The 20855-nt window shown below is 38.5% G+C and carries 20 protein-coding genes and 1 riboswitch; of the genes, 9 read left to right on the top strand and 11 right to left on the bottom strand.

Annotated features, from left to right (window positions below; all coding sequences use genetic code 11):
- Positions 1–77: 77 nt before the first annotated feature.
- Both tatA and tatC read right to left on the bottom strand, forming a co-directional pair.
- Complete coding sequence (tatA, locus tag AC1VU3_RS07445; RefSeq protein ID WP_480389194.1) at positions 78–278, bottom strand: twin-arginine translocase TatA/TatE family subunit; 201 nt, start codon at positions 276–278, stop codon at positions 78–80.
- 100 nt (positions 279–378) lie between these two features.
- Positions 379–1140, bottom strand: a complete 762-nt coding sequence (gene tatC / locus AC1VU3_RS07450) for a twin-arginine translocase subunit TatC (protein ID WP_480389193.1) — start codon at positions 1138–1140, stop codon at positions 379–381.
- Positions 1141–1477: 337 nt separating this feature from the next.
- Between tatC and AC1VU3_RS07455 the strand changes: the two genes are divergently transcribed.
- The 4 genes from AC1VU3_RS07455 to AC1VU3_RS07470 all read left to right on the top strand — a co-directional run bounded on the left by AC1VU3_RS07455 (position 1478) and on the right by AC1VU3_RS07470 (position 4841).
- Positions 1478–1735: a hypothetical protein gene (locus tag AC1VU3_RS07455; protein ID WP_480389192.1), complete on the top strand. Its 258-nt coding sequence runs from the start codon at positions 1478–1480 to the stop codon at positions 1733–1735.
- A 198-nt stretch (positions 1736–1933) separates the two neighbouring features.
- Positions 1934–3139 carry an MFS transporter gene (locus AC1VU3_RS07460; protein WP_480389191.1) on the top strand — a complete coding sequence of 402 codons (1206 nt, stop codon included), beginning with the start codon at positions 1934–1936 and terminating at the stop codon, positions 3137–3139.
- A gap of 18 nt (positions 3140–3157) precedes the next feature.
- On the top strand, positions 3158–4228 hold the full coding sequence (locus AC1VU3_RS07465) for a CapA family protein (protein WP_480389190.1): 1071 nt from the start codon (positions 3158–3160) through the stop codon (positions 4226–4228).
- 10 nt (positions 4229–4238) lie between these two features.
- A complete protein-coding gene (locus AC1VU3_RS07470) occupies positions 4239–4841 on the top strand; it encodes an SAM-dependent methyltransferase (protein ID WP_480389189.1) in 603 nt (200 codons plus the stop codon).
- A 101-nt stretch (positions 4842–4942) separates the two neighbouring features.
- On the opposite strand, the gene AC1VU3_RS07475 is transcribed toward AC1VU3_RS07470, so the two are convergent.
- Genes AC1VU3_RS07475 through AC1VU3_RS07495 form a run of 5 tightly spaced genes read right to left on the bottom strand, consistent with a single transcriptional unit; the run spans position 4943 to position 10398 of the window.
- A complete protein-coding gene (locus AC1VU3_RS07475) occupies positions 4943–6871 on the bottom strand; it encodes a GTP-binding protein (RefSeq protein ID WP_482983211.1) in 1929 nt (642 codons plus the stop codon).
- Between the two features lie 60 nt (positions 6872–6931).
- On the bottom strand, positions 6932–7816 hold the full coding sequence (locus AC1VU3_RS07480; protein WP_480389187.1) for a metal ABC transporter permease: 885 nt from the start codon (positions 7814–7816) through the stop codon (positions 6932–6934).
- Entirely contained in the window at positions 7809–8708 is a 900-nt protein-coding gene (locus tag AC1VU3_RS07485) for a metal ABC transporter permease (protein WP_480389186.1), read from the bottom strand. Before AC1VU3_RS07485 ends, AC1VU3_RS07480 begins: the two co-directional genes overlap by 8 nt.
- Positions 8709–8717: 9 nt before the next feature.
- Positions 8718–9464, bottom strand: a complete 747-nt coding sequence (locus tag AC1VU3_RS07490; protein WP_482983212.1) for a metal ABC transporter ATP-binding protein — start codon at positions 9462–9464, stop codon at positions 8718–8720.
- A gap of 13 nt (positions 9465–9477) precedes the next feature.
- Complete coding sequence (locus tag AC1VU3_RS07495) at positions 9478–10398, bottom strand: metal ABC transporter solute-binding protein, Zn/Mn family (protein ID WP_480389184.1); 921 nt, start codon at positions 10396–10398, stop codon at positions 9478–9480.
- 386 nt (positions 10399–10784) lie between these two features.
- Here AC1VU3_RS07495 and AC1VU3_RS07500 point away from each other — a divergent pair, with 386 nt between their 5' ends.
- Positions 10785–11594 (top strand): serine hydrolase, encoded by an 810-nt coding sequence (locus AC1VU3_RS07500; protein ID WP_480389183.1) that lies wholly within the window; start codon positions 10785–10787, stop codon positions 11592–11594.
- Between the two features lie 72 nt (positions 11595–11666).
- Here AC1VU3_RS07500 and AC1VU3_RS07505 read toward each other — a convergent pair whose 3' ends face one another.
- Both AC1VU3_RS07505 and AC1VU3_RS07510 read right to left on the bottom strand, forming a co-directional pair.
- Positions 11667–11897, bottom strand: a complete 231-nt coding sequence (locus AC1VU3_RS07505; RefSeq protein ID WP_480389182.1) for a hypothetical protein — start codon at positions 11895–11897, stop codon at positions 11667–11669.
- A gap of 360 nt (positions 11898–12257) precedes the next feature.
- A riboswitch (cobalamin riboswitch) is annotated at positions 12258–12439 on the bottom strand.
- A 37-nt stretch (positions 12440–12476) separates the two neighbouring features.
- Complete coding sequence (locus AC1VU3_RS07510; RefSeq protein ID WP_480389181.1) at positions 12477–14132, bottom strand: FAD-binding dehydrogenase; 1656 nt, start codon at positions 14130–14132, stop codon at positions 12477–12479.
- Between the two features lie 141 nt (positions 14133–14273).
- On the opposite strand from AC1VU3_RS07510, the gene AC1VU3_RS07515 reads away from it, so the two are divergent.
- The 3 genes from AC1VU3_RS07515 (at position 14274) to AC1VU3_RS07525 (ending at position 17618) form a co-directional block, all read left to right on the top strand.
- Complete coding sequence (locus AC1VU3_RS07515) at positions 14274–15227, top strand: TRM11 family SAM-dependent methyltransferase (protein WP_480389180.1); 954 nt, start codon at positions 14274–14276, stop codon at positions 15225–15227.
- Between the two features lie 12 nt (positions 15228–15239).
- The gene (locus tag AC1VU3_RS07520) at positions 15240–15884 is read left to right on the top strand and encodes a LytTR family DNA-binding domain-containing protein (RefSeq protein ID WP_480389179.1); all 645 of its coding nucleotides are present in this window, start codon (positions 15240–15242) and stop codon (positions 15882–15884) included.
- Positions 15885–16094: 210 nt separating this feature from the next.
- The gene (locus AC1VU3_RS07525; protein ID WP_480389178.1) at positions 16095–17618 is read left to right on the top strand and encodes an acetyl-CoA hydrolase/transferase family protein; all 1524 of its coding nucleotides are present in this window, start codon (positions 16095–16097) and stop codon (positions 17616–17618) included.
- Between the two features lie 151 nt (positions 17619–17769).
- Here AC1VU3_RS07525 and AC1VU3_RS07530 read toward each other — a convergent pair whose 3' ends face one another.
- Complete coding sequence (locus AC1VU3_RS07530; protein ID WP_480389276.1) at positions 17770–18636, bottom strand: YitT family protein; 867 nt, start codon at positions 18634–18636, stop codon at positions 17770–17772.
- A gap of 206 nt (positions 18637–18842) precedes the next feature.
- Here AC1VU3_RS07530 and nfsA point away from each other — a divergent pair, with 206 nt between their 5' ends.
- Entirely contained in the window at positions 18843–19574 is a 732-nt protein-coding gene (gene nfsA, locus AC1VU3_RS07535; protein ID WP_480389177.1) for an oxygen-insensitive NADPH nitroreductase, read from the top strand.
- A gap of 196 nt (positions 19575–19770) precedes the next feature.
- Here the strand turns inward: nfsA and AC1VU3_RS07540 are convergent, their stop codons facing one another.
- Positions 19771–20853, bottom strand: a complete 1083-nt coding sequence (locus AC1VU3_RS07540; protein ID WP_480389176.1) for a CAP domain-containing protein — start codon at positions 20851–20853, stop codon at positions 19771–19773.
- Between the last annotated feature and the right edge of the window lie 2 nt (positions 20854–20855).

The following is a 20855-nucleotide window of genomic DNA, read 5'->3' on the forward strand; positions in this document are numbered from 1 at the left end:
GTTATTTTATTCGAGTTTTTAGTTAAGCTATTATTCACTATATATAAAAATAGCCGAGCTAGTAGCTCGGCTATCCATTATGCTTTCTTTTTATCTGCGTCTTTATCTTCCATTTTAAACTCATCTGTTACGTCATCTACGATTTCTTTCGTAGAGTTCTTGAACTCTTTCAATGTTTGTCCAACTGCTCTACCTAGTTGAGGCAATTTAGATGGACCAAAAACGATTAATGCAATGACTAAAATAATGATTAAACCCGGTAAGCCGATATTTGGCATATGAGTTCCTCCTAAAGTTAGTTTCTATATATATCAAGTGGCAAATTGACAATTAGTTAACGTTGATAGTATAACACATTGGAAGAATTTACTTAAGTAATTAATTTTCCAACTTTTTTTGCTCTTCTGCTTCTTTTGCTAGCCGTTTTTTATACGCCCAGTTAGAAACTAATATACTTATTTCAAACAGTAGCAACAAAGGCACCACGATAATAAAGTCCGAGATAAAATCTGGAGGAGTGATAGAAACACCGACTACAACCAGGACAAAATAGGACACCTTTCTCATTTTTCTTAACCGATCTGGTGTTATAATTCCGAGCTTCGTTAAAAATAAGATAATGACAGGGAGCTCGAAAACGATTCCTACCGGGATGATTAAATTAAACATAAACGTAAAATATTGTTGCATTCCATAGGTTTCAATTGCACCTATCGATTCGTTAATATTAGACATAAAGTTTAACATCAAGGGGAATAAAATAAAGTAACTAAAGCTGATCCCAGTTAGAAATAGCAAGAAGGAAGCAGGAATAAAATAAGCAGTTCCTTTTGCCTCTTTTTCTAGTAAACCAGGCTTTACGAATAACCAAATTTGATGCATGGCAATCGGTAATGTGATTAAGATAGCAAGAATTAATGCACATTTTACATAAATCATCAGCCCATCTGTATACCCAAACACGTTCCATTCTACGTGCGCAGCAGTAGGCTGTTGCTTGAGAAAGTTTAAAGTTTTGGGAGCCATCCAGAATCCAAGAGCAAGGGTAAGAATAAAGGTGGAAACGATAACGATCAGCCTTTTTCTAAGCTCTGATAAATGCTCTACAAGCGTCTGCTCTTGTTCTTGAGTTTTTTCCATTGTATTTTCACCCCGTCTACTTAAACCAAGTAAATTCTTTTAATACAGGATATATAATCCATCTGTATCAACTCTTCATTATACTCCTTCCAAGCATTTTGTAAATATAACTAGCTTGTATAAAAGGAATTATTAGTTAAATTTAACATTTCCGACACTAAATAAAGTAGATTAGCGATTAGCAAATGGAAAGGAGACAGAAATCAAAAATAGAAATAAAGATATTTTTAGTTTAATTTACACTTTTTTCTATACAATCCAATAACTATTGTAGTAAAATATTTAACGGTGTTTTATCTGTAATGGTTAAAAATGCCGCTAAGAAAGGAGTAGAGTCATGACACAGTATAATATAGAAGAGCTCAAGTTAATGAATCAAGTGTTCCTAGCACTTTTTCTAGTAGCTGATTTTGCTTTATTCTTATATTTTTCCAATACAACTTTTCCATGGTTTGCACTAGTGGGAGCCGGAGTAGGTTTAGCCATAATAGTGCTTTGTTGGAGCGGGAAAAAATATCCTTATTTTATAGGGAGTCTTTTGGTAGCTACCACACTGTTTTCTGTTGTATATAATTGGCAATATATAATTCATTAAATTTTTTTTAATCTAATATTTATCTAGTTAAATACTAAAGAACTTATTTACTTCTTACCAGCGGTAGGAAGTTTTTTTATTTTTTTCTCTTGCTATTGTAGTTAATAGCAAGAGAAAAATTAATATCCTGGAAGGCACTTGTATTCTTCCAAATGAGGTATATAATTCAAGCTATACTAGTAAGAATGGACGACTAATATGAGAACTATAAATGAGAAGATTAGCATATATCACGGTATGGCTTCTACAGTAGCGACAAATACTTCTAATAACTATTTTCCTATATTTGCAATTACAATCTTGGGAGCTTCGAATTATCAGGTGGGGCTAATCAGCTCACTTCCTCCATTAGTCGCATTGCTCATGACCATCCCCGCAGCAATACTGCTGAATAGGACCATCACACAAAAAAAGTTAGTGGCATTGGCTATTTTGTTTGCGCGCTTACTATTGTTATTTATCGCTTTTGTCGTATATATGCCAGATCCTCTTACAAGGACTTGGGCATTCTTATTAATCGTAGCTTTGATAAGTGTACCAAACACTGTAGCCAATGTAGGATGGCAGACCCTTATTAGTGGATTAATAGAGGAAAAACGGCGTGGTCAATTTTTTAGCGACCGAAATAGGATGCTAACAATTGTAGGATTATTCGCTACCCTTATTATCGGTGTCATAATGAGAGACTCTGAAACCGATTCACTAGCCTATCAAATTCTTTTTACGCTAGCTTTTGGATTTGGAGTGTTAGAAGTCTACTTTTTAATGAAACATGACGAGCCCGCTACGTCGATTGAGCAGAATGTAATTAAACGTAAGTCGATGGATTGGTCTATTTTCCATAACAAAAATTATGTTTATTTTTTAGTAGCTGCCTTATTTTTTAACTTTGCTTGGCAGATGGCCTGGGGCTTATTTAATATTTATAATGTTCGAGTTGCAGGAGCAACAATATTTTGGATTAGTATGTTCTCGGTCGGTAGTGCACTTGTCCAGTTTCTGACATTTCCGCTTTGGAAGAAATGGGCTGAAAAATATACGAATATGCGTGTCTTTATATGGGCTGCAGTTGGTATGGCTACTACACCTTTTTTAGTTGTATTATCTACAAATTTATATTACTTAACTTTTATCAATACTGTAACAGGCTTTTTTCTCGCGGGTACTGTCTTAATACTCTTTAATTTATTGCTAGAACAGTCACCAGAGGAGTCAAGGACATACTGTATCACAACATATAATGTATTGCTGGCTCTTATTGCTTTCATTGCACCACAAGTGGGTATCTTCCTTTTAGAGTTAATGGGGATGGATATTGCAATGTTTATCAGTTCGGCCCTGCGTTTATTAAGTGCCGGAGGATTCTTTTATGTGTATATTCGACAGCGTAGACGTCAAGGATAGGGAAAGGAGGCTTGTAGCATGAAAATATTCTTACCCATTCTTGCGGTAATATGTTCATTTATTTCTCTACCTATCTTTATTAGTCCTGAGACATTTGGAGAAGAATTTAAAGGAAAAGAAGTTACTAATTTTCATCTAATTTACGAGGAGAAAACAATAGAAATTGGTATGATAGGTGATATTCTTCTCCATAGTCCACTATATCACTATCCAAATTTCCTTCCTTCATTTGAAGCGGTAGAAAAAGAGCTTGCAAGCATTGATTTTTTATTAGCAAATCAAGAATCTATACCAGCCGGAGTAGAGTTTGGATTGTCGGGTTATCCAAACTTCTCAAGCCCTTCTCATATTATTCGAGATTTAAAGAGGTTAGGGGTCGATCTAATTTCTATTGCTAACAATCATACGTTAGATCAAAAGGAAGCCGGCTTATTATCAGCCATTCAAACAATGGAAGAGGAAGAAATGCCCTACTTGGGGGCTTTTAAATCGTTAGAGGACCAGCAAAGAAACCGTATATTTGAGGTGAAAGGTGTTTCGATTGGATTTTTAAATTATACCTATGGCACAAATGGCCATACAATTCCGGAAGGCAAAGAGTACTTAATCAATTTGATTGATCCGGAAAAGATAACGAGTGACATCCAAGATTTAAAGGAGAAAGCAGATATTGTAGTGGTAAGCATGCACTGGGGTAATGAATATGAGCTTGAAACAAATAGCACACAAAGAGAACTAGCCAAGTTGATTTCTGAGGCAGGTGGTGATATTATTTTTGGTCATCACCCACATGTTATCCAGCCATATGAAAAGATTGTATCTTCTACGGGAAAGGAAACACATGTATTTTATTCTCTAGGAAATTTTTTATCTGCTCAGCAATTTGACTATACAAGCATCGGTGGTATAGGGAAGGTAGAAGTGAAGCTAAAGAAAATACAAGATAAAAAAATAATCCAAGTGAAAAACCCATCATTTATACCAACTGCAGTAGTAAAGGGAAACCCTTATAAAATTTTTCCGTTAGAAGAAGTATCAAACCCAGTTGTATCTCCGGAATGGGTACAAGAACATGTATTTAATCAGTAGGAGGGAGTGTATGAAGGAATCCGAATTTGATCGATTACTGCGTATTCAAACCAGCGGGCTCAAAGAATTCAGATATCAAACGACTCATTATCATCGTTACGAAGCAACACCTTATGTCGCATTAGAAACGTTGTTTGAAGAATACCCTATTAATACCTCAAGCTGGTTCGTGGATTTTGGATGTGGAAAGGGACGATTCCCTTTCTATGTTCACCATTTTCTACATGCCTCAGCAACAGGTATAGAAATGAATGGACAGCTTTACCAAGCAGCCATGGAGAACTTAGCAAATTACTTAACAAAGGCAAAAATCTCTAATGCGACTCTTAGTTTTGAATGCTGTCTAGCCGAGGAATACGAGATAAACCCTCAGGAAAATGTATTTTACTTTTTTAATCCCTTTTCTACCGCTATATTTCGAAAGGTTATCCATCGTATATTGCGTTCTGTTGAACAGTCTCCAAGAGCGGTGGATGTCATTCTTTATTATCCAACGGAGGCTTATCTGCAATTTCTAGAGACTGAGACTCCTTTTCATTTTTTTCGAGAGGTGAAAGTCCCCGGGATGTATGAGCGAGATGAAAATGAAAGATTTATGATTTATCGGTTCTAATGATAAAGACATTATTATTTTTAGGGATTGCTATTAATGAATAGGAAAGAAGATGACTCCTACACAGCAAAGGAGTCATCTTTTCATTTTTCTTATCGTACTTATTTCAAACAATGCATAGCAGCTTCTGCTTCATACCAGGGTACCTTGTATCCTGTACCTTTCGCACAAAAGATAGAGGTGGATGTATATTCAGGATCTGCATCCTTGTTATAGCTGATTTTTTCGATTACCTCGTTTGTATTATGGCAGATGTCATAGCCGCTAAATTGTAGGTTTAGTACTCCCTTGCCGTGTGTGTAAGATGCAAACGTTGTACTGTAATGCATAAAGGTAGCCACTGGTACCTTCCCCTTCACTACTACCTTGTCTCCTAATGTTTCCGGAGGCTCAAAAGTGCCATGAGCTAGTTGTATATCGGATAATACTTTTCCGATGAGATCTTGCTCCACTTTTATCTTAAAATCATAATAAGGCTCTAAAAGTATATTTTTCGCTTTTTCTAAGCCTTGCCGTAGTGCCCGATAAGATGCCTCTCGAAAGTCTCCACCTGATGTGTGCTCATTATGCCCGCGCCCTGTTAACAAGGTAATCTTCACATCTGTTAAAGCAGAGCCTGTTAGTATGCCATGGTGATCTTTTTCGAGTAAATGATGTTTCACGAGGTTCTGATTACCAATTGATAAATCATTAGCATGACAGACATTATGAAAGCTAACGCCACTTCCACGAGGTGTTGGTTCTATGAGTAGATGGACCTCCGCATAATGCTTTAACGGCTCGAAATGCCCATAGCCCTTTACTGGCTCCTCAATCGTTTCTTTATAGAGTATTTTAGGCTCTCCAAAAGTTACATCTAAGGAAAAGCGTTCCTTCATAATTTGGATTAGTACCTCTAGTTGTATGGTGCCCATGACATGCACGTGAATTTCTTGAAAATGCTCCTCCCAGACAACAGATAGGGAAGGATCCTCTGCGTCTAACATCTTAGAATACTGCAATACATCCTTAACTGAGATGGTAGGATCAAATTCTACCTTCGATTTCAAGGTCGGAATTAATTCGAAGGAGACTTTTTCCTCCTGACTACCAATGATTTCTCCGATAGCTGCATTGCTTAATCCGATTATCCCAATAAGCTCACCGGCCACTGCCTGATCTACTGTCTTAAATTTGTTTCCATTATAAGTGCGCAGCTGGGTTACTTTTTCAGATGACTCTCTGTATGTTAATACATCTCTAACTCTTAATTTTCCCCTAAGAATTTTTAAAAAAGTGATTCGACTACCAGTGTCGTCATGCCGAATTTTATACACTCTCCCTACAAACTCTTCCTCCGAGGAATAGCTTGTTATTGTCAGTTTATCTAGAGAGGCTAAGAATTCTAGTACACCAATATCCTTTAAAGCGGAGCCGCTTGCACAAGGGAACACCTCACCTTGCTGAATCATCCTTTGAAAGGCATTTGTCCAGAGTTGCTGATCAAAACCACTTTCCATATAAACGTCTAATAGTTCTTCATCTCTCTCTGCAATGAATTCAATAAGCTCCTCCGTATACAGATCATCAATCTTGCATACTTCAGAGGAAAGACTTTCTTGTATTTCTTTGAAAACTTGATCTGGGTCTGTATCTATATAGTCTGTTTTATTAATAAAAAAGAAGGTAGGCACCTGGTGCTTTCTAAGAAGCTGCCATACTGTTTCCGTATGCCCCTCTACTCCATCTACTGCACTGATAAGAATGATTGCGTAATCCATCGCCTGTATCGCTCGCTCCATCTCAGGAGAGAAGTCGACGTGTCCAGGAGTATCTATTAAAAAATACGTAGAATTGTTATAGGTAAAAGTTGCTTGATCGGCGAAAATCGTAATCCCACGATTCTTTTCAATAGAATGTGTATCTAGAAAGGAATCCTGGTGATCAACTCGCCCTCTTTGTCTAATTGTCTTTGTATGAAATAGTAACTGTTCTGAAAAGGTTGTTTTTCCTGCGTCAACATGCGCAAGAATGCCAATTGTTTTATACAAAAAATCACCTCTGTTCTATCTCTTCATTATAGCAAATGAAGGTAGAAGAGAGGTGAACCCTTAAGAGAAGCTCTTTAATGTATTCATTTTTACTTTTTTTCTTTTTCTCCAAAGAAGCCCAATGCTTGGGTAGAATAGAAATACTAGAAGGAACAGAACACCAACCATGCCCGCCATCATCCCTGCAATGGAAGTATTCCAGAGCTTCGCAACATAATAGCCTGATATGGCCGCAGTTACTCCAAAGATCATACTCCAAGTAATCATTCCGCGGACACTTTTACTGATTAAATAAGCAGTCGCTGCAGGTCCGATTAACATGGCTACTACTAGCACTGCCCCTACACTATCAAAAGCAGAAACTGTTGTTAACGAAACAAGGGTCATATAAGCATAGTGCATGACGATTATTGGAAGCCCAATTGACATCGCAAAGACAGGATCAAAGGTAGTCACTTTTAGTTCCTTATAAAATAGGAACAAAAATAAGATATTTAGCGCCAAAACAAATAGGAGCATCCAAACTGCTTTTGGCATTTCAAAGCCAAAGAGACTCCATGTATCCCATGGAACAAATGCTATTTCTCCCATTAGAACATGCTCTACATCTAAGTGAACATTTCCTGCGAACAAGGTGATGAATAAAACACCAAGAGCAAATAGAGAGGTAAAGACTACCCCGATTGCGGCATCCTCCTGTAAACCGCCTGTTTGGAGCAATTGTACAAGATAGGTGGTAAGTACCCCTGCAATTGCAGCCCCTACTAGCATCCAGAAGCCATTTAATGATTGAGTCACCATAAAGGCAACAACAATGCCAAAAAGCACGGTATGACTAATAGCATCAGCAATCATAGCTGTTTTTCTCAATATGAGATATACGCCTGTCATCCCGCAGGTAATGCCAACCAAGGAGCCGGTAAGTAGGACCCAAAACTCATTCATGGCTAGTCACCTCTATCGCATGCTTTCTTTGCTTGAAGGCAAGCTTCTTTCTATATTTAGATATAAGCCCTCGATTCGGGGCAAAGAAATAAGATAAGAGAAAGAGAGATGCTGCACAAAGCACAATAATAGGACCAGTGGATAAGCCAGTTTTCAAAGAGCTTACAAACGTACCAAAGGCTCCTGACAGACCACCAAAAAAAGCACTTGTTACAAGAATCACACCTAGATGATTAGACCAAAATCTGGCTGCAGCAGCAGGGATGATAAGCATAGCGGCCATCAAAATAACCCCTACTGCTTGAATTCCGGTAACAATAGTGAGAACGGTAAGAGCAGTCAAGATACTTCTTAGACGTTCAACGGGCATTCCAATCCCCTTTGCAAAGACTGGATCAAATATCATGAGCTTCCATTCCTTAAAGAATAAAAGACACATGCTAATAATTAATAAAGCACTTCCTGAAAGCCAGATGAGATCAGTCTTTGCCATAGTTGCCGCTTTTCCAAAAATAAAATCGTTTAATCCACTTTGGTTTCCGGTGCTGCTTTGGTTAACGATGGTGATAAGCACAATACCAATCCCAAAAAACACAGATAATACTAGACCGATTGCGGCATCTGCTTTTATCTTAGAATATTGGATAATCCATTGGATTACGTAAACAGATAGAGTGGCAGTAATAGCAGCTCCAAGCATGAGAAGCGGTAAATCCTTCGATTGGAACAATAAAAAAGATAAAGCAATTCCAGGCAACGCTGCATGAGCTGCAGCATCTCCCACCAGGCTTTGTTTTTGAAGAAAAGCAAAGGTCCCATTAAGACCAGCAGCAATACCTAATAAAATTGTACCTACTAAAACCCAGAGTAAGTTTCCTGTTATCACGGACATTCACCTCTCTCACTTGATGATGCTTTCTTTTGTCTGTTCCATAAAAAATAACTTTCCTCCGTATGCTTCCTGTAATTTATCCTTTGTAAAGGTTGTTTCAGTAGGTCCAGAAGCTGTTAAAGTTTGGTTTAATAAAATAATCCAATCAAAATACTCAGGAGCTGTTTGTAAGTCATGATGGACGACAAAAACAGATTTTCCTTGAGCTTTAAGTTGTTTCAGAATTTGTATAATGGTTCTTTCTGTAGCAGCATCTACACCGACAAACGGTTCATCCATAAAATATACTTCTGCTTCCTGTGCCAATGCTCTAGCCAGAAAGACACGCTGCTGCTGCCCCCCGGATAGCTGACCAATAGAACGGTTAGCATATGCCTCCATTCCAACTGCTCGTAGGCTCTCGAGGGCAATTTGTTTATCCTTTGCAGACGGTCTTCTCATTATTCCGACATGACCATACCGTCCCATTAGAACCACATCTATAGCGTTTGTTGGGAAATCCCAATCTACTGCATTTCTTTGGGGGACATAACCGACTTTGCAATCTTTAGGGCGAAGTGGCTTTCCAAGTATGCTCACCTCACCGGTTTTATTAGGGAGCTGGTTTAAAATAGCTTTTAACATCGTAGACTTACCTGCTCCATTAGGGCCAATAATTCCGGTTATTTTTCCAGCAGGAACTTCGACACTTATATCCTTGAGTACTACCTTTTCCTCATAAGCAACGGACAAATGCTTTACCTGTAATGCATTCATGATGTCTTCACTCCTATTTTAGTGAATCTACAATGGTATTTACGTTATGCTTATACATTCCGATATAAGTGCCTTCCTCTGTTCCTTCAGGTCCCATAGCATCTGAATAAAGTTCTCCGCCAATTTTTATGGAGTGTCCTTTTTCTTTTGCACCTTCAATCACTGAGTTCATTGCTTTATCGGATACACTTGATTCTATAAAAACAGCCTTAATATTTTGGTCCACCAAGAAATCTACTACATTCTGAATATCTTTAATACCATATTCGGATTCCGTGCTAAGACCTTGTAGACCACGTACCTCAAGGCCATTGCTGTTTCCAAAGTAATTGAAAGCATCATGTGCAGTTACTAAGACGCGCTGGCTCTCTTGGATTTCGCTCATTCGTTCTTGTGTCCAGTCTTTTAAGCTATCTAGCTCTTTAAAGTAGGCAGCCTCATTGTTTTGAAAGTCCTCTTCATTGGTTTTTATTTCATTTACCAATGTTTTGGTGATTTCTTCAGTAGCAAGCTTCCATAACTGGATATCGAACCAAATATGTGGATCGAACTGACCTGGATAGTTTGGGTCTTCCAATAACTGGTCTTCGGGCAATGCTTCACCGATTGCCACTACTACCTTATCTTTTTTCATCTTCTCAAAGATTTCACTCATTTTGCCCTCTAACTCTAGACCATTATAAAAAATCATATCTGCATCCTCTAATAGCTGAATGTCTCCTTGTGTTGCTTTGTAAAGATGAGGGTCTACCCCAGGTCCCATAAGTGACTTAACCTCGACATGTTCTCCACCAATGTTTTTAACAGCATCTGCGACTTGACCTGTAGTGGCTACAATAAGAGGCTTATCTGAATCAGCTTCCCCTACATTTTCATTACCGTTACAACCTACAACAAAAAATACCGCAACAAACAATAACCAAAGTTTTTTCACAAACAACACTCCTTTTCTTTTATATTAATTTATTTCCCGGAGGAAACTTTTAAAACAAAAAAATTTTTATTTCGTTATAACTATATTATTTCCTAAAGGAAACTTTTGTTCATAAGGTTAACACTAATTGTTCGACTTGTCAAAATAATCTATGTAGGTGGATGAAAAAAGGTGAACAAAACATCGCAATTTGGAAAAGAACTAGATGTAGCCTGACTTTAAGATTGGAAGAGAAGGAAGAGGGATGAAATGGATAAAAAAAGTAGACGTACTTTCTAGCTGACTAATAAAGCATACTGCCAAATTTTTAATCCCTGCAACACAATATACAAAATATTTTGATTATAATAAAGTTAGAAATAAAAATAGAAAAAGGGAGTGGAGCTGTGGAAGTATTAGTAGATAGAGTAAAGGACATTATTAAGCCTTCAAGAGGAACATGGGGAATTATTCTAGAAAATCTAGTCACCGGAGAAAAATGGGAGCTAAATAGCGAGGAGCTTTTTTATGCAGCAAGTGTAATCAAGGTACCAATTATGGCTTCCGTTTTTACGAAAGAAGAGAAAGGGAGTTTTTCATTAGATGACCCTTTCGTTTTGCGTAAGGAGGATTTAGTAGGAGGCTCGGGAGTTCTTCAACACCTAACACCAGGTACTTCCTTGCCAATACGAGATTTGGTCACGCTGATGATTATCCAAAGTGACAATTCTGCTACTAATATGTTGATTGACCTAATAGGAAAGGAAGCGGTTGTCTCTTTTATGAAGGAAGCTGGAATGGAGCTTAGCACGTTCTATAACAAGCTCATGATGAACAACCCAAATCCAAAAGGATATAACATGATAACTGCCGCTGATATTGCGATACTGCTAAAGAAAATAGCTAGGAAAGAGCTAGTGAGCGAGAAAGCCAGTGAGGAAATGCTACGTATTATGAAGAAACAGCAAATCCAAGACTGTCTACCGCAAATGTTTCCATCACCGTACTCCAATTATAATAATGGCCGCCCAGCTTGGAAAATGGCGCATAAAACAGGATGGGTTCCTGGAACAAGACATGATGTAGGAGTTTTATATGTAGGAGATAACCAGCTGGCGATAACGGTCTTATCGAAGGAAGAGGATGATCTTGTATCTAAAGCCATTTTAACTGAGATAGGAGCAGCTGCTTACGAATATCTAGCAAATAAAAGCTGAAGAAGGTGTAGTAACTACCAAGTTAAACGAAGAAAGCACTCACATCACAAGATAGTGGGTGCTTTCCATTTACTAAATCTTCATCTCAGCATCTTCTGTTTTTGATTCTCCAATTAGCTCATAAAGAACCTCCTGATAGGCATTCTGTAATTGAATAAGATTTGCTTCCTTTGTTAGCTCCTCAGAGTTTTGAATATCCTGTGCTAAGGAACTAAGTATCTTCTCTAAAGTAATCGAAGCATTCGTGACAGTGTTATAGAGTAGCACCTGCTTGAACTGCTCTTTGTATTCCTCTTTTGACATCCTACTTTCTCCTTTCCAATAAAGTGAAACTTTGATTGGTGGGGGTTTCTTTCATCCCCCGCCATTCATTAGTTGAACCAATCGGGCTTTTAGGGACAGTTGGTCTCCCACTTAGCTGTCTCATTTCTTTCGCCATCTTGAAGTGGGAGTCTTACTGTCCCTTAATGCGGGATAAAAAAAATCTTCCCCTTTAAAGAGGAAGATGTTCGTGAATAAGAATACGGCAACATATAAAACCATTTGGATAGGAAAGAATAGACTTCTTCCAAATCCATCTGTGAGTATACGGTTTGTCGTACCATGAATCCTTCAAGCAATAGCTTGACGATCACTGAACACCCCCTATCCGCGTAGGTTTTTGGTGTGTACTAAAATTAGGCAGGTCTCCTGGCTTATGGTCATTGCTTTACTTTCCCTTCCCATTACAAGTAACAGTGGTTAAAAGCTTGCTCCCATTTACAGTTGCGGGACAGCGTCGGATTCTCACCGAACTTCCCTTTTAAGTTCTTCTCTCGAAGAGCACCTAATTCTACACAATATGAAATTACATTCTTACTATATCATACGTTCGTTACTTTGTTATTTTAAATCGTGAAGTATGGACCGAGCTGCTTCTCTCCCTGAGAATAGGCAGCCTCCTAAAAAGGTGCCCTCTAGTGCTCGGTAGCCATGCATTCCTCCGCCACCAAAACCTGTTAGCTCACCTGCAGCATATAATCCGGGAATTTGCTTTCCGTCTTTATTTAACACATGACCCCCTAAATCCGTCTGTAGGCCGCCTAATGTTTTACGAGTCAGGATGTTCAAACGAACAGCAATCAACGGTCCTTGTTTCGGGTCTAATATTTTGTGGGGTGCTGCCACTCGAATAAGCTTATCACCAATATAATTACGTGCTCCTCTTAAGGCGGTTATTTGAAGGTCTTTCGTAAACTTGTTATCCATTTCTCGATCTCTTGCTACAATCTGTCTATGGACATCCTCATATGTTAGTAGAGTGTTTCCGACAAGTGAGTTCATTCCTGCCACAAGGTCCTTTAGATTATCTGCTACTATAAAATCCTCGCCCTTCTCCATAAATGCTTTAACAGGAGCTGTTGGACCTGGAAGAATACGCTTTAACACTTCCTTCACGCTTTTTTCTGTCAAATCAGGGTTTTGCTCTGAACCAGATAAAGCAAATTCTTTTTCGATAATCTTTGCTGTAAGAATGAACCACGAATAATCATAGCCGGTATCTTGAATTGCTTTTAAGGTACCCAATGTGTCAAAGCCAGGAAAGTTGGGGGCAGGGAATCTGTTCCCTTCTGCATCTAACCAAATAGAAGAGGGACCGGGGAGAATTCGAATGCCGTGATTTTCCCAAATAGGATTCCAGTTTTTAATCCCTTCCGTGTAATGCCACATTCGATCTTTATTCACCCAGCGTGCCCCGGCCCTTTCGCTTATCTCAAACATTCTGCCATCGACATATGCAGGTACGCCAGCAATCATATTTTTAGGAGGGGTACCTAACCAGGACGGCCAGTTTTGACGAACGAGCTCTAAGTTAGCACCGATTCCACCAGTAGTTAGGACGACTGCTCGAGCATTGAATTGAAAAGAGTCTATTACCTTTCGAGAGCTGGCTTCTCCTCTTTTCGCATCAGAGGGTTCAAGGACTGAGCCTTTAATCCCTATTACTCTCCCCTTATCTACAATTAATTCATCTACACGGTGCCTTGATTTATAGGTTACAAGTCCGGTTTCCATTCCCTTTCTTACGATTGCCTCAAAAGGCTGGACAACCCCGGGTCCTGTTCCCCAAACAATATGGAATCTAGGGACTGAGTTTCCATGCCCCTCCGCTAAATACCCTCCTCGCTCTGCCCATCCCACTACAGGGAAGAAGCGAATTCCTAGGCCATGTAGCCATTCTCTCTTTTCTCCAGCAGCAAATCTTACATAAGCTTCGGCCCATTTCTTTGCCCAATATTCTTCTTCATTGTCTTCGTCAAAGCCAGCAGTCCCTAACCAGTCCTGCCAAGCAAGGTCATAAGAATCCTTTATACCAACTCTTCTTTGTTCAGGTGAATCTACTAGAAACAGTCCTCCGAAAGACCACCAGGCTTGCCCACCAAGGGAGCTTTCAGGTTCTTGATCTACCAATAATACATGCTTACCTTCTCTAACCAATTCAGCAGTAGCTACTAATCCAGCAAGACCAGCACCTACTACAATTGTTTCCCCATTCATTTTCCCAACCCCTTAAATTGGATAAAAATTCTGAATACATATCCATTATATTTCTTTTCTGGGAGAATAACTATGAGATTAGTAAGTCAGGCGTCCAAAGGTTAAGCGTGCTATAATAAGAGTATTAATGGAGGGAATATATTGGATACAAATATTCGAGAGTCTAGTTATATATATACATATGGATATAAAGATGGGGAACGCGCTCTATGTCAACTAGAGATGCGCTCTTTTTTTGGATTTGATACAGAACAAAAAATACTAAAGAGCAGTATTGCCATTGATCCTTCTAGAAGTCCGTTTATGAAGGGGCGGCTAGATGTACTGATAGAGGCTGATACAATAGAAGAAATTATTCAAGGAGCATCCAGGTATGGCAGTGAGGAGAAAACGAATAAAGTGATTTTCCTGAAAATTAATGATTTGCAGGGAGATGCGATTATTCGGAATGCCGACAGATTAGCCATTGTGCGTGCAATAGGCAGTGAGCTTCAAGGTAAATTTGATCTTCATCAACCACAACAGGTATTTGCTGTAGTTCCTTACCAGAGCCGGTGGTATTTTGGAGAATACAAGAAGAACGAGGCGATTTGGCTAGCTCATATGGAGAGACCTAGGGGTTATTCAACAGCTTTAAGCACGAAAGTGGCACGAGCAGTTGCAAATATTGCAGTACCACATCCAGCTGGAATAAAAGCAATCGATCCTTGTTGTGGAATAGGAACTGTTCTAATAGAAGCTCTTTCCATGGGAATTGATATAGTAGGAAGCGATATTAATCCACTTGTTTGTATAGGTGCGAGAGAGAATTTAGCTCATTTTAATCTAACGGGAGAGGTAACAAAACGTTCTATTGCAGAAATAGAAGAACACTACCATGTTGCCATCATTGATCTACCGTATAATTTATGGACTCATTCATCTTGGGAAGAGCAATTATTCTTATTAGAGCATGCAAGGAGAATCGCTGACAGGGTAGTTGTAGTGACAATAGAGTCTATGGATGAGCGACTTGAATCGGTTGGTCTACAAATAATAGATCGCTGTGAAACGCAAAAGCAACAGTTTATACGTGAAATATTACTATGTGAATAAAGGAGCAAAACGATGAAAGATATATCTGTAGGATCACTATTAGAAGTAATTGGTCAATTATTTTCCGATGAAATATCTATAGCTGTTACTGATCAGGAACAATATATTTATTATCGACCGAGTAAACGTATCGATTTAAAGATAACCCCTGGAGACCCAATTAAGGAAGGAACCCTGGCACATAAGGCTGTGCATGGAAAGCAGAAAGTCTCTGAGTTTATTGATCGAGGAGTTTTTGGAGTTCCATACCATGGAATGGCAGTCCCATTTCAACAGGATGGGGAGATAGGGGGGAGTGTGTTGGCGATATATCCAGCGTTTACCGAGGGAAAATCAGTTATTACGGTAAGAACGCAGGATGGCTGGGTCCCAATTCCGTTTCAGGACGTCATGTACTTGGAGGCGAAGGAGCGTAAGACAACTATTGTGACAAAGGATTTAACCGGCAGCCATAATAGCTCCTTACAAGATTTTGAATATAAACTTCCGAGAGATACCTTTATACGCTGTCATCGTTCCTATATTGTAAATGTCCATCATATTCAAGAGATCTATCCGGATACGCACTCTACCTTTGTATTAGCAATGAAAAATGGAGAAAAGATTTCTGTGAGTCAATCCTACTCTCGTTATTTTAGAAAGTTGTTGGGATTCTAAAAGGTTGAATAAGGGGAAAAACCTCTTTTATTCAACCCTTTTTTTCTATTTTATTCCTTTCTAAAAAATAATTATTTTTAAAAAATTCTGTTTCACCCATCAATTATTCTGCTTCAGTAATATTAATCGGCTCTCTGTCTATTTTTAGCGATTTTGTGACAAAAAGAGTTAAAATTTATTAAAAACTTACTTGTTGATGGGGGTAAACTGATGCTGAATAATCTTGATCGAATTAAAGACACGAGTTTACATAGCTTAGTTGTCAGTGCCGAAGAAGCAGCATCTTGGATTCAAGATGGTATGACATTAGGGTTAAGTGGTTTTACTCGTGCTGGTGATGCGAAAGCGGTTCCACAAGCACTTGTTGAACGTGCGAAAAAAGAAACGTTTAAAGTAAACGTATTTACAGGGGCTTCCTTAGGCTCTGATATCGATAAATTAATGGCTGATGCAGGGATTATTAATAAGAGATTACCTTTCCAAGCAGATGCTACTATGAGAAAGCATATTAACAATGGAGATCACTTATTTGTTGATCAGCATTTATCACATACAGCCGAATTGATTCGTGGAGGCGTACTCCCTACTATCGACTTTGCTATTGTGGAAGCGGTTTCAATTACAGAAGATGGGCTTATTATCCCTACTACCTCTGTTGGAAACTCGGCTACCTTTGTTTCTCAAGCAAAGCATATCATTATAGAGTTAAATTTAGCGGCGACGGAAGCGTTAGAAGGCGTGCATGATGTGTATGAGCCAAAAGCACAAGGGGAAAGAGATCCAATTCCTTTGATTGCTTCCAATCAAAGAATTGGGACTGCTGGTATTCCTGTAGATTCTTCTAAGATAAAAGGGATCGTGTTTACAAAAAATGTAGACTCTCCATCTCCAATTGTTCCTCCCGATGAAGAGACGGAACAAATGGCACAGCACTTGATCACATTTCTTCGTGAAGAAGTGAAGGCTGGAAGATTAACAAATGAATTGGCTCCATTACAAGCGGGTATTGGTTCTGTTGCTAATGCCGTTTTACATGGCATGATTGATTCGGAATTTGAAAACTTAGAGGTATATTCAGAGGTTCTTCAAGACTCTGTGTTTGAATTAATTGATGCAGGAAAAGTTAATTTTGCATCAGGCTGCTCCATCACATTATCTGAGGAAATGATGGATAAGATATATGGAAATTTCGATCTCTACCGTGATAAGCTAGTTTTAAGACCTCAAGAAATTACGAATCATCCAGAAGTTATTCGTCGATTAGGGCTTATCTCTATTAACACTGCACTAGAGTTTGATATTTATGGAAATGTTAACTCTACACATGTATGCGGAACAAGAATGATGAACGGAATCGGCGGATCAGGAGATTTTGCACGAAATGCGCGAGTAGCGATTTTTGTGACAAAGTCAGTTGCTAAGGGTGGAAATATTTCAAGTATTGTCCCATTCGTAGCACACGTAGATCATACCGAGCATGACGTAGATGTAGTCGTTACAGAGCAAGGATATGCGGATTTAAGAGGACTTGCACCTCGTGAAAGAGCAATGAAGATTATTAATAACTGCGTTCATCCGATGTATAAAAAACAACTGCAGGATTACTTTATTGAAGCGCTAGAAAGAGGAGGACAAACTCCTCACGTTCTAGAGAAAGCATTCTCATTCCATACAAATTTCACTAAAAATGGAACAATGCTTGAGCTTGAGCAGCAGGAAGAAGTAGTAAAATAAATAAAAACGAGGAGCCGTCTGAAAAGTCATTTTTAGACGGCTCCTTTGCGTCCATCCCAAGAGTAATGCTTCCTAGCGGAAATCCGTTAAAGAAGGAAGGGGTTTCCCATAAGTTTTTTACCGATGAGATACCCCTTTTATTTTTGTTCTATTAATGAATGTCTTTCTTTTTAAATCTACCACCTCTAACCTCTGCTATATTTCCAACTGCCAAGAAAGCAGAGTCATCAAATTCCTCTACAATCGACTTCAGCTTTGCTTCCTCCAAGCGAGTTATCACGGTAAAGATTACTTTTTTGTCATCACCTGTATAGGCTCCTTCTCCTTTTAAATAGGTCACTCCACGTCCCAAACGATCCATAATGGCAGCTCCTATTTCTTCTACTACGTCGCTAATAATAAAGATTGACTTAGATTCATCTAAGCCTTGAATGACAATATCAATAGTTTTAAAAGCAACAAAATATGCAAGAAAGGAATACATTGCTTGCTCCCAAGTAAATACAAAACCAGCAACAGAAAAAATAACTAGATTTATGATCATAATAATCTCCCCCACAGAGAAAGGGAGAGCTTTGTTAAAGAGGATTGCAAGTATCTCAGAACCATCTAAAGACCCGCCATGTCGTATAACCAGCCCAACCCCCATTCCTAGGACAATTCCTCCGAAAACAGTGGAGAGTAGTAAATCTGTAGTGAAGGGATGAATATGGTGTAAAAAAGAGGTACATAAAGAGAGTACTGTTATACCAAATAGAGTGGAAAGGGCAAAAGTTTTGCCGATTTGCTTATAGCCTAAGAAAAAGAAAGGGATGTTTAGAAGGAAAATATAGATGCCAAGACGCACACCAGTTAAATGAGCTAGGATAATAGAAACTCCTACTACTCCACCATCTAAAATTTGGTTAGGTACCAAAAATAGTTCTAAGCCTACTGACATTAATATAGCGCCTATAGCAATCATAATCATTCTTGCGGCTACAACTTTTCTAGGGGTGCTACGATGGGGAGCTTTCATTTTGATTTCTTCTTTTACTTTTACTTCTTCTAGTTCTATAACACTCAAAATACCTCTCCTCTTTTCTGTATATTCTATATTTTCTATTTTATAGAAGAAAATGAAAAAATAATATTACTTTTTACATCTTTTATAAGTTGTTTTAACTTTTATTCATCGTGATATAAATACGTTATACTAGAGAAAAAAAGAAAGAGGGGAAATAAGTGGTTGATAATTTATTAAAATCTCATGCGTCTGTTAGAAAATATAAGGATTATCAGTTAACAAAGGAAGAAGTTACTGAGCTAGTAGAAATTGCTCAACATGCCGCTAGCTCTCATTTTATTCAAGCTTATAGTGTTATATGGGTATCTGATAAAGATAAAAGAACTGAGCTAGGTAGACTATCAAAGAATCCAGTTCAGTTTGAAACAGCTGGTGCAGCACTTCTTTTATGCGCAGATTTCAACCGGTTACAGGAAGCAGGAAAACTACATGATACTAACATTACAATCGATACTGTAGAAAATGTACTAGTTGGAACGGTGGATGTTGCGCTATTTGCTCAAAATCTAGTGATTGCTGCCGAATCTAAAGGATATGGCATTTGCTATATTGGGGGAGTAAGAAATGCTCCAAAGGAAGTAAGTGAGCTATTTGGACTGCCTGAAGGAGTATTTCCGTTATTCGGTATTACACTAGGGCTACCTGATCAGCAAAATGGGGTGAAGCCTCGATTACCTGTAGCAGCCGTCCTACATGAAAATGAATATAACGCTACAAAATACGCGAAACTATTAAAAGAATATGATCAAACAATAGAAGGCTACTATGCGAATAGAGGGTCTAATCAAAAAGTATCCAACTGGACGAAACAAATGGCCGAGTTCCTAGAGAAACCTAGAAGAGAGCATATGGCAGAATTCCTAGCTAGCAAAGGCTTTCATCTAAAATAACATAAACATAAGAATATTTAAGTATGCTTGGAGGGAAAACGGAAAGTGTCACGTCGTGTGACAACGTTTTCCTGACCAATATCCTGTTGGCTCGCAGAAAGCGTCCGACACAGCGGAGAACCCTGAGGCCACAAAAAGAAGCACTTAAGATTCGTCTGATAGAATCATTAGTGCTCTCATCTGTGTCGTGCTTCGTCTATTTCGTGAAGAAATTTTGTGTATAATAGGGAGTTGAATTTTCGTTAAAAGCCGTACCAATCCCTAGTTTTTCATAGTTCGTATTTAAAATGTTTTTGCGATGACCCAAGGAATTCATTAAACCCTCATGCGCAAAAATGCTACTACTCTGTCCATAAGCTAGATTTTCACCAGCAAAGGAAAAATAATGACCATCTGTTTCTAAACGATCAAAAGGTGATTCACCACGAAGATTTTCATGAGCAAAATAGTTGTGGGCTGCCATGTCATTACTATGCTTTCTAGCAGTTTCGCTAATTGTCTTGTCATAAGTTAAAATAGGTAATCCCCTAATTGCTCTTGCTGAATTGGTCAAATCAAAAAGCTGATATTCAAACCCTTTTTTTAGTTCTTCAGAGGGTTCACCAAACGTATTGGGCTGACTTTTTTCTACTTCTTTGTCGATAATTTGAATAGCCGTTAGTGTTTGATTCTCATGTAAATCATAGAAAAAAGTAATGTAATTATCATTGATTAAAAATAAATCATACTCACCGGTATCCGGAAGAAGATAAATAATATTTCCTTTTCGTAGCTTCTTAATAGGATCACCTAAAGTATTTAATACTTCATCTCGCGTGCTATCCATCTCTAAGCCTAAAAAGGATTGAAAGGATGGCTGGTTCGTAAACATTGCGTTTACTTTGTTGTCATCGTCATACGAAACCATAAAAAAGTTTAGATAATCCTCGTGGTAGGTATGCCACACAAGGTTATACTCATTTAAGCTTACTCGCTTGGGATCTCCAAAAGCATCTTCAATCTCGCTTTTTTTCATGCCCATTTTTATCTGCTCTAGTTCGATGCCGTCCTCGGAAAGAATAATTTGTTTTTCGGCTGGCTGTGCAATAGACTCCGCTTTTATATCCTCTAAATACGCTTTTGCTTCACTGAAATATTGTCCAACCTCTAAAGAATCAATCCATTCATCAATGGGCTCAAGGAAAGAGAGATCTACATATTCGGTTGTATATTCCTCCCATAAAGGTCTAGACAAGAATAAAGCGACAAACAAAAGGAATGTCCATCCAATTACTCTCATAC

It is taken from the genome of Psychrobacillus sp. Z16_25, from assembly GCF_056856695.1.